This window comes from Solibacillus isronensis, from assembly GCF_900168685.1.
Lineage (GTDB): Bacteria > Bacillota > Bacilli > Bacillales_A > Planococcaceae > Solibacillus > Solibacillus isronensis_A.
On the sequence record NZ_FVZN01000006.1, the window covers coordinates 56,608 to 71,934 of the forward strand.

The window sequence follows — 15,327 nt, forward strand, 5'->3', positions numbered from 1 at the left end:
TTTTATTTAACTGTGTGAATTAAAGTATACACAAATGCGACATCCATCTTGTTCTTGCACCGGAATATGCATATCATATACTTCTCGTAATGCTTCTGAGTTAATAATCTCATTTGTTGGGCCATCTTTTACAAGACGTCCATCTTTTAAAGCGACAATCCGATCTGAATATACTGAAGCAAAGTTAATATCATGCAAAACAATTACTACTGTTTTGCCCAATTCATCAACAAGCTTACGTAAAATTTTCATAATCTGAACAGAGTGCTTCATATCCAAGTTGTTTAATGGCTCATCTAATAAAATATATTCCGTATCCTGAGCAATTACCATTGAGATAAAGGCACGCTGCTTCTGACCACCAGATAGTTCATCTAAAAACTTATGCTCCATATCACCCAATGTCATATATTCAATCGCACGGTCAATATGTTGTTCATCTTCTGGAGTCAAACGACCTTTCGAATATGGATAACGTCCAAATGATACAAGTTCACGAACTGTTAAACGCACATTTAAATGGTTTGACTGGCGTAAAATTGCTACACGTTTCGCAAAATCATTGGACTTCATTTTTTTAACATCACTCTGATCTAAAAATACTTCACCTGTATCTGCATCAAGCAATCGGCTTACCATTGATAATAATGTGGATTTACCTGCTCCATTCGGTCCGATAAATGAAGTGATTGCTTTTGGCTGTATAGTTAATGAGACATCCTCAACGACCGGTTTTTTTCCAAAGCTTTTAGAAAGCCCTTTAATTTCAATCATCCTGCTTTCCTACTTTCCTTCAGTATTAGGTAAATAAAGTAAAGTCCACCGACAAAGTTAATAATAACGCTGATCGTTGTACTTAACTGGAATACATGCAGTACTAAGAACTGCCCACCGACAAGTGCAATAATACTAATTAAACTCGCACCCACTATTAAAACGGAATGCTTGTACGTAGCAAAAAACTGATATGCCAAGTTTGAAACGATTAACCCTAAAAATGTAATCGGACCAACTAGCGCAGTAGATGTTGCAATTAAAACTGAAGATAAAATTAATACTTTTAATACTATTCTATCATAATTTACACCTAAGTTTATTGCATTCTCACGACCTAGCGACATAACATCTAAATCACGCAATAAACGGTAACCGTATATAAATGCAGCCCCTAAAATAATGACAGCAATGAGCAACAGCTCTGTTTTCACATTCATGAAACTAGCAAACAAACGTGTCTGTAAGCTTTCATATTCTACCGGGTCAATTATTACTTGTAAAAATGTTACAAAACTGCCGAGCAATGTTCCGATAATCATTCCGGCAAGTAAAAGCAGGAAAATCGGATGTTTGTCTGCCCGGAACAAGAAACGATATAAAATCAGGGCAAAAATTACCATCGCCAAAATTGATAAACCAAAGTTTAAATAACGACTTACTACAAAGATTGACGCAGAGCCTGCAAAGAAGAAAATAATCGTTTGCACTACTTCATACATCGAATCGACACCCATCATAGAGGGTGTCAGTAAACGGTTATGTGTAACCGTCTGGAATGTAACGGTTGCATAAGCAATCGCCGTACCAGTTATAACCATTGCCGCAATTCGCTCTAATCGCTTTGGAAAGGCATAACTGAATCCGCCTTGAATATTGTAAAAAGCAAATAACGCAATACACACCAGTGCGATAATTGCTAAGAAAATTAGCTTCGTACTATTTTTTCGCATATGCTTTCCCCCTAAATAACATTACTAAGAAGATCGCACTGCCGATTACCGCAACAGTTGTGTTTACTGGAATTTCAAACGGGTATACTATTAAACGACTTAAAATATCACACATTAATAGGAATGCTGCACCTAAGAAAATAGTATGTGGAATTGTTTTTCGTAAATTGTCCCCCATATATAATGAAACCAAGTTCGGTACGATTAATCCAAGGAAAGGAATAATCCCTACCGTCAAGACAACTGTAGTGGATATAATCGCTACCAGTACTAAACCGAGATTTAAAACAGTACGATAGCTTAAGCCAAGATTTTTAGCGAAATCTTCACCCATACCAGCTACTGTAAACTTATTGGCATATAAATACGCGAGGATAATTGCGGGTACTGCTATATAAAGCAATTCATAGCGACCTGATACAACAAGCGTAAAACTTCCTAGGAAGAATGTATCCACACTTTGCAGCACATCTGCCTCGTACGCAAGAAATGTTGAAATGGCACCAATAATATTTCCGTACATAATCCCGATTAGAGGTACAAAAATAACGTCCTTGAATTTAATGCTTTCAAGAAGACGCATGAAAATCATCATACCGATCAGTGCAAATGTAAAGCTGAAGATAATCTTCTCCATATATCCTACACTTGTGAAAAATATCATTGATACAACAATACCTAGCTTTGCTGCATCGAGCGTACCAGAAGTTGTCGGCGATACGAATTTGTTACGGCTTAAGCTTTGCATAATTAATCCTGAAATACCCATCCCTGCCCCGGCAAGTATAATTGCCATTAATCGAGGTACTCGACTCATTAAGAAAATCTGCATTTTATCTGAATCCCAATCCAGTAAATCAGATGGCTTAATGTCAATTGCACCAATAAATAATGATATAAAGGACAGAACGATGGTTGCAACTACGAGCATCCAAAGTCTCATTACATTCTCCCACTATTCTTTATATATTTTAGATTTTTATATAATACGTAAATTCTAAATGAAAATGAGAATCATCTCTTTCCCTACATCATTATATAATTGCTAATAATGAAAATCAAACAGACAATTTATATTACCTTGTATTAAAAGAGGAATAGACTGAAAAATGTATTTTTAGAGCGATTCGCCGTTTTATTTACAACATCCTGTATGTATTCTAATAGGAAGTAAAAATGAATAGAAACAGGCCACAATTAATAAAATTGTGGCCTTACAATTACATGCGATATGTTTTTTTATTTACACTGTATTTATTTATTGCTTCGCGATTTACATTATAGCCAAGCCCTTTTGTTTTCGGAACGGTAATGTAGCCATCTGTAACGCTTACTTCCGGTTGAATAATGTCTTCATGCCAATAGCGTTCAGAAGCCGCGGTATCTCCAGGCATTGTAAAGTTTGCAAGACTTGTCAGTGCTACATTTTGCGCACGGCCGATACCCGCTTCCAGCATTCCCCCGCACCATACAGGAATATGGTGTTGCATGCAGAAGTCATGAATACGCTTCGCCTCGCTAATTCCGCCAACTCTCGCAATTTTAATATTTACCACCTGACAGCTGCCTAACTGAATCGCTTTTCTCGTATCCTCTAAAGAAGTAATACTCTCATCTAAACAAATCGGTGTCTTTATTTGTTTTTGCAAAACGGCATGATCGATGAGGTCATCATGGGCTAATGGCTGTTCGATCATCATTAAATTAAATGCATCCAGCTCTTTTAGTCGATCGATGTCATCCAATGTATACGCAGAGTTTGCATCTGCCATTAAAGGAATTGCCGGGAATGCTTGACGTATTGTTCGGATCAGCTCAATATCTTTTCCCGGTTTAATTTTTACTTTAATTCGCTTATAACCTTCATCCAAAAACTGCTGAATTGTATCGATCAGCTGTTCATCTGTAGGCTGTAAACCGATGCTGATTCCTACTTCAATTTTTTCCTGGATTCCGCCAACAGCTGTTGCCAGCGATTGGTTCGTCAATTGAGCATAAATATCCCACACCGCTCCTTCGATCGACGCTTTCGCCATGTTATTGCGTCGAATCGTACGGAATCGCTCATACACATCATCTGGATGCTTTAATTCTTTACCGAGTAATGCAGGAATTAAAAAATCCTCCAATAAATGAAGTGAAGTTTTAAATGTTTCTTCTGTATAGGAAGGCTCTTCAAATGCAACCCCCTCACCCCAGCCGACTACACCACTTTCATCCTTCGCCTCCACAACTAAAAAACGCTTGTCTTGCATAGTACCTAAGCTAGTCGTAAATGGAGTTTTCATTCGCATCACTAGTTCATGTATTGTCACTTCTACTAATTTCATCTTTGTTGCTCCTAATAATATTTAGCTGCGGCATCATTCATTCATAATTAAAGAGCAAATAATGAACGCTTTACAAGTAAGTAATGGCTAATATTATCATTTATTTTGTTTAAATAAATTATTTTATAATTTTGATCAAACATTGCCTGTAAAATATTCCTTGTTTTATAGCGCCAATCTTCTGCTAAAGCAACACTTTCCACTTTGATTTTCTGGAAGTTCGTAGGGATCGGTAACAGATAGGCATCATGAATAAGCGCCTCTTCTTTATCAAACTTTTGCTCCGGATCCAATGTCGGAAGGCCTACCATATTTTCTTCCCAATTCACTACCGGCTTTGCTTCATCCAGTAGTTCTTCCACTTTTGCATCCCAGCGCAAGTAATCATTATCAACAAGTTGCCATTCTACACAAAGACGGTCTGTAGGCAATGCCCGATTGAACGGGTCTTCCATTTCACCGTAACAATTTTCTATATAAGTATCGCTATAACTACGCAACTTTGAAAAGTTCAAAAATCCGCTGCGCGCTTCAAGTGGATCAAATGTCCAGCGGCAAGTTCTGTAACCGCGCTCTATTGCGATATCCTTCAAGTAATTTTTAAGCAGTTCTCCAACGCCTTGCTCACGATAATTACGCTTCACACCAATCATATGGGAATATAAGTATATATTCTCATCCATATATCCAGGGCAACTATAGTTAAAACCAATTATTTCATCATTTAAATATGCACCGAGTACAATCCCGCCATTGCGAATCGTCGCAATTGTTTGGTGTACTGGAATGCTGCCGACAGCCCAAATTTCATGTTCTAGATTACGTGCCTCTTCAATTTGTTCAATTGTCGTTAATTCTTTAATCCTCACTGATTCTAACATAATTCTGCCTCCCCTATAGTTACTTTTCTTCATACTTAAAAACGCCTTGCTTTACTTAGTGTCTCTCCGCAATCATACTTTGTTGCATGATTTTTGAAAAAGATGTGTAACCATCGGGAATGTTCTACATATATCGGTTACCCAGGTTATTTTCGACCAAAAGTAGTGAAATTAACCCAAATGGGTCTCTTTCGGCAAAAGTTTTTGGCAATCGCTGAAAGAAGTTAATGTGAAGAATCGATACTTCCTTACTGAAAGAATTCATAGCGCTTCTTTAAGTATCATCCCAATCCCATTATATACCACAGACTACCTTTATAAGTAGTTAACTTTTATTATTCCTTATTGAACAAAAGAAAAAACCTTTATTTACAGAAATTCTGTAAATAAAGGTTTGATAATTATTTAATACCACGCATTGCTTTAGAGATGATTGGCGAAATCAGGAGAATAATAACACCTAATACAACCGATAAACCACCTAATACACCGAAGTAAGTTGTTTCAGATACGATTCCGTAAACTCGAACTAACTGTGCGTTAATCGCTTGTGCAGCAGCTGATGCTAGGAACCATAACGCCATTGTTTGGCCTGCGAATGCAGCTGGTGCTAATTTCGTTGTAGCTGATAAACCAACTGGTGAAAGCAATAGTTCACCTAATACTAACAGGAAGATTGAGAATACAACCCAAAGTGGGTTTACTAACGTATCTTCCGGAGTTAAAACGATTGCTGCAATCATTACGAAGAATGAAATACCTGCAAAGAATAAAGATAAAGCAAATTTCTTTGGAGTTGATGGTCCGCGATCCGCTAATTTCGTCCACATAAACGCAAACATTGGCGCTAGAACGATGATGAATAACGGGTTAAATGACTGGAACCACGCAGCCGGAATTTCAAAGCCCCATAAATTTAAGTTTGTACGAGTATCAATGAACGTTGCTATAACTGTTGAAGATTGTTCAGCAATAGCCCAGAACATTACCGCACAGATGAATAATGGGATATATGCTAATAGACGAGATTTTTCGTCTGCATTTGTTTTTGGACTACGGTACATATAAATAATAAATACTGTAGGAATCATTACACCTAAGAATGTAATTAATAATGAGAAATTCTCAATGCTAGCGTTACCTGTTTGGTAAGCTACAAAACCTAAAATTACAACAATTAAACCACCGATTGTGAAGTTACGAGTTGTCGTTTTCTTCTCTTTACCAGAAAGTGGGTTTGGTGCTACAGAACCTGCTAAACCAAGGCTCTTTTGTGACATTAAGTAAACAACTAAACCGATGAACATACCTACTGCAGCAACACTGAATCCTGCATGGAAGCCCCAGTTTTTTTGGAATAAACCAACTAATAAAGGTGCCAGGAAACCACCCATGTTGATACCCATATAGAAAATAGAGAATCCTGAATCACGACGTGCATCATTTTCTGCATACAAGTCACCAACTACTGATGAAACGTTTGGCTTTAATAAACCAGTACCAATGATGATAAAGAACATCGATAAGTATAATGCTGTTACACCAAGCGGCAAGGCCAATAATATATGACCAATCATAATTAATATTCCGCCATAGAATATCGCTTTACGCATCCCAGTAATACGGTCAGCGATCCACCCGCCGATAATACCTGACATGTAGATTAATGAACCGTAAATCGACATGATGATGTTAGCTTGCGTACGATCTAGTCCTAATCCACCATCTTTAACTGCATAGTACATGTAGAATAGTAGAATGGCACGCATACCATAATATGAAAAACGTTCCCAAAACTCTGTAAAGAATAGTGTAAACAACCCTTTAGGTTGACCGACAAAACCAGTTTGAGGAACGGACTTCACGATTTCTTCTTTTGAATACATTTGAAATCCTCCCGATTAATAAATATTCTGACAATAAACACCGTAGTCTGTTGTCTGACATTTGAAATAATATACTTGAACACTTTAGCCTAATAGTTGATTAAAATCAACAAATAATCAAAATGTTATAATTTTATGTTTTTTCGTTATTTTCAGACAAATAAAATAAATTAGCACCACAGGATTTTTGTATTATAAAACAATTAATTCAGTAAATAAATTATTTTGACTTTTCATAGAGGCAAAAATTTAATAAAAAATAAAAAAGCTAGAGTACGATGCAACTGCAACGTACTTTAGCTTGTTTTGTCCATTATTACTTTACTACATAAGTTTCATACTTCTGATAATCCGCTTCTTTGAGTTCAAGCGTTAATAATGTACCCTCTTCTTCATATTCCGTTTCCAAAACAGTTGCCTGCTCATTTAAATAGGAAACAATTCCACCCTGATTATATGGAATAAGCATTTGACATGTAACATAATTAGCAAAAATTTGTTGTTTAATTTGCTGAAGCAACTCTTCCAGCCCTACATTTTCCTTCGCAGAAAGCCAAATATTATCTCCGCTAACTAACGGATATTCCACATCAGCCAAGTCGGATTTATTGTATACATATATAGTAGGAATATTTTCAACATCAATCGCTTTTAATGTGTCATTCGTTACTTCCATCATAAAGCGGTATTCCTCATTTGAAACATCGACAACATGCAGCAGCAAATCAGCTTCTCTTGCTTCTTCCAATGTTGATCGGAATGCTTTTACTAAGTGATGCGGCAGTTTACTAACAAAACCAACCGTATCAGTCAGTAAAAAGGATTTATTATCTTCCAGTTCAATATTGCGGACCGAAGTTTCAAGTGTCGCGAACAACATATCCTTTTCAAACACTTGCTTCGTATCATCTTGCCCCGCCTTTGCAAGTAACTGGTTCATAATCGTGGACTTCCCTGCATTTGTATAACCAACAATTGACACGACAGGTACTGCATTTTTACGGCGTTGCTTCCGCTGTGTTTCACGCTGCTCTTTAACGGATTCAAGCTCTTTCTTGATTTTCGAAATCTGATCTTCAATCTTACGACGGTCAAGTTCAAGTTTTGTTTCCCCTGCACCACGGTTTTTAAAGCCGCCGCCTGTTCCTCCCCCTTGACGGGACAGTGAAGCATGGAGCCCAACTAGGCGCGGAAGCATATACTGTAATTGAGCGAGCTCTACTTGTAATTGCGCTTCACGTGTTTTTGCACGGCGGCTGAAAATATCTAAAATCAGCATTGTACGGTCAATTACTTTACATTGTAAATCGCGTTCTAAATTACGGATTTGTGATGGTGAGAGTTCATCATTAAAAATAACAATGTTGGCATCGGTTTCATCAAAGAACGCCTTAATTTCTTCAATCTTTCCTGTACCTACATAATGTGAAGGTGTCACACGTTCCAGATTTTGCGTCACCATGCCGACAACTTCTACATCTAAAGCTTGTGCTAAATTTGCCAACTCTTCCATTGAGTAATCAAAATGCTCATCCTTTTGTAAATTGACGCCAACTAATACACCGCGTTCAATTAATACTTCAACATCTTTCAAATTTTTGCCTCCTTGCTATCATCTATAGTTTTTTCCCATCGTAACATACAATTCAAAAGCCTGTACAATGACAACATATAAGCGCATTATGATACTATAGGGACACATTATTTCTCTTCATTCATCACTCACCAATGAAAGGTGAGTGATGAATAAAGAAAAGCCCCGGCGGCGGATGTCACAGATTTTTTAAGGGAAATGAAGTCAGCCTAAATACGTCACATCATGTGACAACGGCTGACTGACCCACATCCTGTGGGCCTAAAAAAATCTGGACGCAATTACGCCGAGGCGTAATCGATAAAAAAGAAAAGGCGGTTTTTATGGAATTCGAACAAATGAAAGTGCAGCTTCATGCACTCATTTCTAATAAAACACTACTTCAGGCAACTATTAGCCAGCCACGTCAAAAATCCAATGACTTAAAACGGGTCAAACTCAAGCCCGTAGAAATTCGTGGAGAATATATGATCCAGCTGGAATACCAATATGAGCGTATTTTAAAACATGAAAATATTACTGTTGAAGATTTAGCCGCGAAACTCGATGCTCTTTTTGAACAGTTCCGTCAAGTACATGCTGAATTTCAGGAGCAGACAGTACAAGTGCAACTCTCGAAGAAAAACAAAGTGCTTTGGAAATCTGATCAAAATGCTACAACTAAACAAGTGAATTTATCCCATAACCGAAAAAAACAGTATCTATTGGATGATTCCCGTATTCACCCGTTTTTAGTCCGTTTAGGAGTGCAGTCAGAGGATGGGAAAATAAAGAAACAGAAATATGATAAGTTTAAACAAATCAATCGCTTTGTTGAGTTTATCGATGATTCTTTAGCCCATTTACCGGAAGACAAAACAATTCGCATACTAGATTTTGGTTCAGGTAAATCCTATTTAACATTCGCTTTGTATCATTACTTAAAAATTGAAAAGGGTCTTGATATACATGTCACAGGCCTTGATCTCAAAAAGGAAGTGATTGAGGAATGTAACCGGATTGCAGCAGATTTACAATATGAAGATCTTCAGTTTTTAGTTGGGGATATTAATGACTTCAATGAAGAAACTGCTGTAGATATGGTCGTAACCCTTCATGCTTGTGATGTTGCGACAGATATGGCATTAGCCCGTGCAGTAAAATGGGGCGCAAAAGTTATTTTAAGTGTTCCTTGCTGTCAACATGAGCTGAACCGTCAGCTGCAGGCACCTGCATTATCGATTATGACACAGCACGGTTTGGTGAAAGAGCGCTTTGCCGCATTAGCTACGGATTCAATCCGCGCTGAATTATTATCACTTGTCGGCTATGATACTCAGTTATTGGAATTTATCGATATGGAAAACACTCCAAAGAATATTTTAATACGCGCTTATTTCACTGGAAAGAAGCCAACGAGTGAGCAGCGATTAAAGTATGACGAATTTGTGCGCTTTTTAAATGCAAAGCCATTTTTAGAAAATGAGCTGCAAAATTTACTATAATAGCAAAACAGTTTTCTCGTTTTGACTTATTTTTTCTATCTTTTGACTAAAAATAATCACTTATTCACCTTTTCCTTTTGTTACAGAATTGTAAAGATTGATAAGGTCAGAGTAAAATTTGTATAGATTTTTTTAAGTTTTTGTTATGATAATTGAGGTTAATTTTTAAAATTATTTTAATTATATATATTCAGGAGGCATTCCATGTTTAGTTCAAAGAAGCAAGATCCGTTTTTCTCAGCGTTATTGAAAATTGCTGAAAATATGCGTGAAGGTATCCATTATGCAAATGATTTCCGCATTGAAACGGTTGCAGACTTAAAGGAAATTAGCATTCGTATGAAACAATACGAAACAGCGGGTGATAAATTAATTCATGAATTAATCGTCATGCTTAATAAATCATTTATGACGCCAATTGAGCGTGAAGATATTTTATCATTAGCAATTCGTATGGATGATGTGTTAGATGGTGCAGAAGGTACGATTGCACATTTCGAAATGTTTTCATTAACAGAAATCGATGAATCGATGCGCGATTTCCTAGCATATATCGCCAAATCTACTGATGAAATTGTTAAAGCGATGGAACTATTAAACAAAAAAGATCTTGTTGGGATGCGCCAACACGCAATTTTAATTAAAGATTATGAACGTGAATGTGATGAAGTATTACGTTCTTCTATTAAAAAGCTGTTTTTAAATGAAAAAGATCCTATTCGTCTAATTAAATTCAAAGATATTTATGAGCAGTTAGAAGAAATTGCCGACTACTGTCAAACTGTTGCTAACACAATCGAAACAATCATTATGCGTAATGCGTAATTAATGAGGAGTCCTTTTAATGAATACACTACTTATCATTACTGTCCTAGTAGTCTTTTTTGCACTTGCATTTGACTTCATTAATGGTTTTCATGACACGGCAAATGCGATTGCTACATCCGTTTCAACACGTGCGCTACCTCCTCGAGTAGCGGTAATCATGGCAGCGTTTATGAATTTCTTGGGTGCCATTACATTCGTAGGTGTTGCAAAGGCGATTGCGTCGGATATTGTTGATCCTTTTGCGTTATCCTCACCTGATGCACCATTAATCGGTACTGTTGTTATTTTGGCCGCTCTATTATCGGCGATCACTTGGAACTTAGTTACTTGGTATTTTGGAATTCCATCAAGTTCTTCTCATACATTGATCGGTTCGATTGCGGGTGCTGCCATTGCAGCATCTGGAATCGGAGTTTTAAACTATAGCGGATTCACAAAAATCATCATTGCTTTATTAGCATCACCAATCATTGCGATTTGTGCCGGTTATATCATGATGACAATAATGAAATTCATTTTTAAGAATATGAACCTATATAAAACAAATAAAGGTTTTCGTATTATGCAAATTTTCACTGCTGCCATTCAATCATTTACCCACGGAACAAATGATGCTCAAAAGGCGATGGGTATTATTACGATGGCACTTATTGCAGCGAATTGGCAAACAACGGATGATGTACAAGGGTGGGTACGTTTCGCCTGTGCTTTAGCAATGGGTCTTGGTACATCAATCGGCGGTTATAAAATCATTAAAACAGTCGGCGGCAAAATTATGAAAATCCGTCCTGTAAATGGTGCTGCTGCCGACCTTGCTTCCGCATCCATCATTTTCGGTGCGACATTAATTCACTTGCCTGTATCAACAACACATGTAATTTCTTCTGCAATTATGGGTGTCGGTTCGGCTCAAAATGTAAAAGGCGTAAACTGGGGTATGGCTCGTAAAATTGTCACTACTTGGATTATTACAATGCCGATTTCTGCGGTTATGGCAGCGGTTATTTATACAATATTAAATCTATTCTTTTAGTAAAGAGGAGAGGTAGGTTTCGAAACTTTTTTCGGACAAACCTCCCTCTTTTCTTTTTTTCTACGAATCCATTACACTGTATTTATGGAAAAAGAAAGGCGGTAATTTATGAAACAGTTCGCAGCATTCATTACAAAATTCGCAAAACCGATCGTTCTACTATGGTGTGCACTTTTAGTTGTTCTAGCATTTTTTGCGCTCCAACTCCCATCTAAACTGCAGGGGGATGGGTTTTTCTATGATGGCGACCACTCATATGTAACGAATGAGCTATCAGATACATTCAATTTACCCGCAAAGACGATTTTTGTACTGTTTGAAAATAAAACGGATGATGAAATTTCGTCTGCCCTTGAAAGTTTAGAAACAATTGAAGAGATTCAAACAATAACATCTCCTGTAGGTGTCGAAGAATTAAATAAAGACGGCTATGCCTATGGAATGCTGGAGTTTGATAATACGGTGGATGACTACTTCCCTATTATTGATGAGCTGCGCGAAAAGCTCGGCGAAAGTAACGGTATTTCTATTACAGGTGAACCGGTTATTTCAAAAGACATTAATGTCGCAAGCCAAAATGATTTAATTAAAGCAGAAACGATTGGTCTTCCGATTGCTTTAATCGTTTTATTGCTGGCATTCGGTACAATCGTAGCTTCTTTACTGCCAATTTTAGTTGGCGGTGCGACGGTTGTCATTACACTTGGTCTATTGGCTCTTTTAGGCGATAGTGTGAACTTATCGATTTTCGTATTAAATATCGTCCCAATGCTCGGGTTAGCTTTAAGTATTGATTTTGCGTTGCTCCTTATTAACCGTTACCGTGAAGAACGCAATACACAATCGATTGAGCAGTCTGTTCAAACAGCGATCCAAACAGCCGGACGATCGATTATCTTCTCAGCGCTTTGTGTCATGATCGGTCTTGGCGCAATGATTGTAATTGATGTGGAGATCTTCATGAACATCGCGCTTGGCGGATCAATTGTCGTATTGCTGGCAGTATTAACAGGCATTACACTTTTACCGGCAACATTGATGCTTCTGGGTGACCGTTTAAATAAAGGCCGTGTTTTCCGTATAAAACCGACTGCCTCTCGTTGGCAGAAGTTCGCTGCCTTTGTTATGAAACGACCTGTCACTATTATAGTTGTGGCCATCATTCTGTTATGTGTTGCAATGGTGCCGATCAAAGATATCGAGTTGACGATCCCTTCTACGGAATCATTGCCGGAATCCTATGAATCGCGCCAAACATTCGATACGCTCGATGAACAGTTTGGGCTTGGCGATAATACACCTGTATTCCTTCTAGCAGAAAATGAAAATGCCGGTGATTGGGATTCGACAGAAGGACGCGAAAAAATATTCGAAATTCAGCAGCAGCTGTTGGATGACCCTCTTGTCGATCGTGTAACATCTATGTTTACTGTAGCCAATATTGAGTCCGTTGAAATGTGGGAAATGGCGAACAGCAACCCGCAAGCACCCGGTGCACTCGATGAAGTGGCGGAAAACTTTATTCAGGAAGACAAAATGTATATGGTCGCTTATTTAGATGCAGAAGGTTCTTCATTCGAAGCCCAGGATTTTGTACGCGACTGGAGCAAAAAGGACTTAGGTGTCGATTTCGCCTTATCCGGTCAAGCGAAGTTCAATCAGGAAATCTTTGATGAGATTGCCGGCAAAGTACTCATTGCCGTTGCGATCATTATTGTTTCTACCTTTTTCATTTTAATGATTGCATTCCGTTCGATTTTAATTCCGTTGAAAGCGATCTTGATGAACATCCTTGGCTTAGGTGCGACATTCGGTATTCTTGTCTACATTTTCCAGTATGGCCATTTCGGTTTGGAAGCGACGACAATTGTGTTAATTATTCCGGTATTGACCTTCTGCCTAGTGTTCGGCTTAAGTATGGACTATGAAGTATTTTTAATTTCCCGTATTCAGGAAGAATATTTAAAAGGGGCAACTAATACGAAGGCAACGGTCGATGGACTTGTTTCAACAAGTAAAATCATTACATCGGCAGCACTTATTATGATCGTCATTACAGGCGCGTTCGCATTTACGGATGTAATGCCCGTGAAGCAAATCGGAGTCGGTATTGCGATCGCGATTGCCATTGACGCAACAATCATCCGCCTGATGCTCGTCCCAAGTTTCATGAAGCTTTTTGGCGACTGGAACTGGTGGCTGCCGTTTAAGAAGAATACGAGATAATGTTTGATAAATAGTCGTCCGTCCTGATGTAAATGGGGCTGGGCGGCTGTTTTTATTTTGTTAATAGAACATCGGGTGAAGCGGGTGACTTTTCTTTGAGTTCGAGGGGGCCGGGTGTGACCGGTCTTGGGTTTATTAGAACAATTGCCGGGGATATTAGAAGAAGTTGCGGGGATATTAGAACTTCCGTTGCTTTTATTAGAAAACCGGGTGGAACAAGTGACGGTTAAGCTGCTTTTCTCCTTAATTAAGGGCTTACGGGTGACCGAACTTGAGTTTATTAGAACATTTGCACAGATATTAGAACAACTTGGCAGGATATTAACACATCCATCAACTATATTAGAAGATCTCGAACACTTATTAGCACATTGGGCAAATATATTAGAAGATCGGACTTTTATTTAGAACATTTTAAAATATATTAGAACATTCCACCTGTTTATTAGAAAACGACGACCACCGCACCCCGCACCCCCAAACAAAAAATCCCCCGCGCCGCATGTAATAACGACGAAAGGGATTTAGAAATCGAAGCAGTCAGCCTAACCTAAATACAGCTGCTCCTCAAACGGAACTGAATTTACATCGCTCGACTCTTCACTTTTGTTCAACTCGATTTGTTTCGGGTCTTTAGGTTCCCACAACATGTAAAATGCTTGAATTGCAATGACAATCACAATGGATGCTACTAAAATTGTACCGACGATAATTTTGACCATTTTATTTCCGGACATTTCTTTCGATGAATTCTGTTGTGTCATTCTTCAATTCCCTCACTTATCTATTTTGAAAGTCGGAAACCTTCCTCACGTAAATAAGCGACAGCGTCTTCACGCGTACCGAAAGATTCCTCTAAATTTCCTTGATGATAAATATTCCAAGAACGATCGTTGAACTCAAGCTCAAGCTTCGTACCTTCACGCGATGTCCATGTCTCAACAATCGGTAAGATCTCTTCTTCTTCCTCAGATAAATAGTTGATTGCATCGCGCACAATTTCACGTAATGCTTCCTCGCTGTAGTCGCGAATATTAACAAGCCCGTTGTCGCCAGCTTCTTTTTCATATTTCAATAAGTCGCCCACGAAAACAAAGCCATTACCGTTTGGATGCAATTTTTCTACAACGATAGATTTTTCGTAAAGACTTCCTTCAAAGTGATAATTCACACGTTTCAATGAAATTTCCTTTTTAGTCAACTGCGGAAATGATTCAATAATTTCTTGTTTTTGTTCAAATGTTAGCATTGTCTGCTCCTTTTAAATGTCTTTTCAATTAATAAGTATACCGTGTCCGGCGAAAATTAAAAAGCGAAGCATACGCTTGTCACATATGT

At 38.0% G+C, this 15,327-nt stretch carries 14 protein-coding genes; 5 read left to right on the forward strand and 9 right to left on the reverse strand.

Annotated features, from left to right (window positions below; genetic code table 11):
• Positions 1 to 6: 6 nt before the first annotated feature.
• The 7 genes from B5473_RS01450 to hflX form a co-directional block, all read right to left on the reverse strand.
• Positions 7 to 774, reverse strand: coding sequence for an iron ABC transporter ATP-binding protein (locus tag B5473_RS01450; RefSeq protein WP_079523338.1), 768 nt, complete (start codon positions 772 to 774; stop codon positions 7 to 9).
• A complete protein-coding gene (locus B5473_RS01455; RefSeq protein WP_079523339.1) occupies positions 771 to 1,727 on the reverse strand; it encodes an iron chelate uptake ABC transporter family permease subunit in 957 nt (318 codons plus the stop codon). Before B5473_RS01455 ends, B5473_RS01450 begins: the two co-directional genes overlap by 4 nt.
• Positions 1,714 to 2,670, reverse strand: coding sequence for an ABC transporter permease (locus tag B5473_RS01460; RefSeq protein ID WP_079523340.1), 957 nt, complete (start codon positions 2,668 to 2,670; stop codon positions 1,714 to 1,716). Before B5473_RS01460 ends, B5473_RS01455 begins: the two co-directional genes overlap by 14 nt.
• A 277-nt stretch (positions 2,671 to 2,947) precedes the next feature.
• Entirely contained in the window at positions 2,948 to 4,057 is a 1,110-nt protein-coding gene (gene menC / locus B5473_RS01465) for an o-succinylbenzoate synthase (RefSeq protein ID WP_079523341.1), read from the reverse strand.
• Positions 4,058 to 4,104: 47 nt separating this feature from the next.
• Positions 4,105 to 4,938: a GNAT family N-acetyltransferase gene (locus B5473_RS01470; RefSeq protein WP_079523342.1), complete on the reverse strand. Its 834-nt coding sequence runs from the start codon at positions 4,936 to 4,938 to the stop codon at positions 4,105 to 4,107.
• A 401-nt stretch (positions 4,939 to 5,339) separates the two neighbouring features.
• Positions 5,340 to 6,824: a peptide MFS transporter gene (locus tag B5473_RS01475; RefSeq protein ID WP_079523343.1), complete on the reverse strand. Its 1,485-nt coding sequence runs from the start codon at positions 6,822 to 6,824 to the stop codon at positions 5,340 to 5,342.
• A 316-nt stretch (positions 6,825 to 7,140) separates the two neighbouring features.
• Entirely contained in the window at positions 7,141 to 8,418 is a 1,278-nt protein-coding gene (gene hflX, locus B5473_RS01480) for a GTPase HflX (protein WP_079523344.1), read from the reverse strand.
• Positions 8,419 to 8,741: 323 nt separating this feature from the next.
• On the opposite strand from hflX, the gene B5473_RS01485 reads away from it, so the two are divergent.
• The 5 genes from B5473_RS01485 to B5473_RS01505 all read left to right on the forward strand — a co-directional run bounded on the left by B5473_RS01485 (position 8,742) and on the right by B5473_RS01505 (position 14,397).
• Complete coding sequence (locus B5473_RS01485; RefSeq protein WP_079523345.1) at positions 8,742 to 9,902, forward strand: class I SAM-dependent methyltransferase; 1,161 nt, start codon at positions 8,742 to 8,744, stop codon at positions 9,900 to 9,902.
• Positions 9,903 to 10,106: 204 nt separating this feature from the next.
• Complete coding sequence (locus tag B5473_RS01490) at positions 10,107 to 10,727, forward strand: DUF47 domain-containing protein (RefSeq protein ID WP_008405849.1); 621 nt, start codon at positions 10,107 to 10,109, stop codon at positions 10,725 to 10,727.
• 19 nt (positions 10,728 to 10,746) lie between these two features.
• On the forward strand, positions 10,747 to 11,763 hold the full coding sequence (locus B5473_RS01495) for an inorganic phosphate transporter (protein ID WP_079523346.1): 1,017 nt from the start codon (positions 10,747 to 10,749) through the stop codon (positions 11,761 to 11,763).
• A gap of 108 nt (positions 11,764 to 11,871) precedes the next feature.
• Entirely contained in the window at positions 11,872 to 13,989 is a 2,118-nt protein-coding gene (locus B5473_RS01500; protein ID WP_079523347.1) for an MMPL family transporter, read from the forward strand.
• A gap of 126 nt (positions 13,990 to 14,115) precedes the next feature.
• The gene (locus B5473_RS01505) at positions 14,116 to 14,397 is read left to right on the forward strand and encodes a hypothetical protein (protein WP_079523348.1); all 282 of its coding nucleotides are present in this window, start codon (positions 14,116 to 14,118) and stop codon (positions 14,395 to 14,397) included.
• Between the two features lie 137 nt (positions 14,398 to 14,534).
• Here B5473_RS01505 and B5473_RS01510 read toward each other — a convergent pair whose 3' ends face one another.
• Both B5473_RS01510 and B5473_RS01515 read right to left on the reverse strand, forming a co-directional pair.
• Positions 14,535 to 14,753: a hypothetical protein gene (locus B5473_RS01510; RefSeq protein WP_079523349.1), complete on the reverse strand. Its 219-nt coding sequence runs from the start codon at positions 14,751 to 14,753 to the stop codon at positions 14,535 to 14,537.
• 20 nt (positions 14,754 to 14,773) lie between these two features.
• Positions 14,774 to 15,238 (reverse strand): hypothetical protein, encoded by a 465-nt coding sequence (locus tag B5473_RS01515; RefSeq protein ID WP_079523350.1) that lies wholly within the window; start codon positions 15,236 to 15,238, stop codon positions 14,774 to 14,776.
• Between the last annotated feature and the right edge of the window lie 89 nt (positions 15,239 to 15,327).

Excerpts from the sequence above, each read along its gene's own strand:
- B5473_RS01450 (WP_079523338.1), bottom strand. The coding sequence starts at position 774 with ATGATTGAAATTAAAGGGCTTTCTAAAAGCTTTGGAAAAAAACCGGTC.
- B5473_RS01455 (WP_079523339.1), bottom strand. The coding sequence starts at position 1,727 with ATGCGAAAAAATAGTACGAAGCTAATTTTCTTAGCAATTATCGCACTG.
- B5473_RS01460 (WP_079523340.1), bottom strand. The coding sequence starts at position 2,670 with ATGAGACTTTGGATGCTCGTAGTTGCAACCATCGTTCTGTCCTTTATA.
- menC (WP_079523341.1), bottom strand. The coding sequence starts at position 4,057 with ATGAAATTAGTAGAAGTGACAATACATGAACTAGTGATGCGAATGAAA.
- B5473_RS01470 (WP_079523342.1), bottom strand. The coding sequence starts at position 4,938 with ATGTTAGAATCAGTGAGGATTAAAGAATTAACGACAATTGAACAAATT.
- B5473_RS01475 (WP_079523343.1), bottom strand. The coding sequence starts at position 6,824 with ATGTATTCAAAAGAAGAAATCGTGAAGTCCGTTCCTCAAACTGGTTTT.
- B5473_RS01485 (WP_079523345.1), top strand. The coding sequence starts at position 8,742 with ATGGAATTCGAACAAATGAAAGTGCAGCTTCATGCACTCATTTCTAAT.
- B5473_RS01490 (WP_008405849.1), top strand. The coding sequence starts at position 10,107 with ATGTTTAGTTCAAAGAAGCAAGATCCGTTTTTCTCAGCGTTATTGAAA.
- B5473_RS01495 (WP_079523346.1), top strand. The coding sequence starts at position 10,747 with ATGAATACACTACTTATCATTACTGTCCTAGTAGTCTTTTTTGCACTT.
- B5473_RS01500 (WP_079523347.1), top strand. The coding sequence starts at position 11,872 with ATGAAACAGTTCGCAGCATTCATTACAAAATTCGCAAAACCGATCGTT.
- B5473_RS01510 (WP_079523349.1), bottom strand. The coding sequence starts at position 14,753 with ATGACACAACAGAATTCATCGAAAGAAATGTCCGGAAATAAAATGGTC.
- B5473_RS01515 (WP_079523350.1), bottom strand. The coding sequence starts at position 15,238 with ATGCTAACATTTGAACAAAAACAAGAAATTATTGAATCATTTCCGCAG.